This is a genomic window from Paracraurococcus lichenis, assembly GCF_030657435.1.
GTDB classification, from domain to species: Bacteria; Pseudomonadota; Alphaproteobacteria; order Acetobacterales; family Acetobacteraceae; genus Paracraurococcus; species Paracraurococcus lichenis.
This window is the reverse complement of sequence record NZ_JAUTWS010000326.1, coordinates 1-1,181: the sequence shown is the minus strand read 5'-3', so window position 1 is coordinate 1,181 and position 1,181 is coordinate 1. Positions and strand designations below refer to the sequence as shown.

The following is a 1,181-nucleotide window of genomic DNA, read 5'->3' as shown; positions in this document are numbered from 1 at the left end:
ACTGGCCTCGTACATGAGTTGGCGCAGCGCCAGGTGGACCAGCAGCAGGCCGTAGACCTCTTGCTCCACTAGGTCGGCGCGACGGCTGCGCAGCATCAGGCGCTCGCCCGGCAAGCTCACCTTGAGCTCGGCGAAGGCGCCCTCGCTCTCCCACCTCTCGTGGTACAAGGCGGCCAGTTCCGCGGCCGGCGCCGCCACGGGGTCGAGCAAGGTGGTGACCAGCCGGTACAGCGGCTCCGCCCCCGGCACGCCCTCCAGGCGGTACTCGATCACCCGCACCACGAGGCCGCCCTCGTCGCGGCGGCGGTGCGCCGGCGAGGCATAGAGCCGGCTCAGATACGAGCCGTCGGCCAGACGCTGTCGGCAGGGCAGGACCTGGTTGGCGCGCAGTCGCCACAGCAGGTTGGCGCCGCTGGCTGCAGCCTCCCGCCACAGCTCGAAGCCGACGAAGGCTCGGTCGGCCAGGCACAGCATCTCCGGGCGCAGCCGCTCCAGCAGTGCCGGCGCCAGCCGGACCTCGCTGGCATCGTAGCGGTCCAGCGCCGCGGCGAAGATCGCGTGCGTGCCGCATTCCGTCAGGCTCAGCAGTTGCAACTGCGGGTAGCTGCTGGTCCCGCGTGAGGCGCCAGGGCGGCCATAGCGCGCCTCGAGCTCGGGCGCGTCCGGCAGGTCGAGGGTGGTGCCGTCCAGGCTGACGATGCGGCAGCCACGGTACCACGCCCCGGGCACCCCCGGGGTGGCGAAGGGACGGGCGAGGCGCTCGAAGAGCACCCGCACCGGGGCCGCGCCCAGCCGCACGCGGGCCCGGGTGACGGCTGACTTCGTCGCCACCGCCAGTTCGGCGCCGCCCAGCCGCAGCCAGCGCACGCCCTCCAGCAGGCAGCGCAGCACCTCGCCGTAGGAGGACTGTGCGTACAGCGCCAGCGCCATGACATAGTAGACCACCAGGCGCGCCGGCAACTGCCGCTGACGCTGGCTCTGCCGGCCGGTCTCGGCCAACACGGCGTCCACCAGCGCCGCCGGCACCGTGGATGTCAAAACCCCAAGGCTGACCTGGTCACTGATCCGGGCGCCATTCGGCAAGTGCGTCGCTTTGCGGACCATGCCTCGGTCCTCCCGCAGCGGTCAGCGGTCCCACCACCCGACTCCGCCAGCCAGCCCAACCAAAGTCAACGGTATTG

1 protein-coding gene is annotated in these 1,181 nt (G+C 72.0%); it reads right to left on the bottom strand.

Annotation, left to right across the window (positions count from 1 at the left end; translation table 11 throughout):
• The coding region (locus Q7A36_RS40005; RefSeq protein ID WP_305109359.1) for an IS4 family transposase at window positions 1-1,104 on the bottom strand (1,104 nt) is incomplete at its 3' end.
• Window positions 1,105-1,181 lie beyond the last annotated feature (77 nt).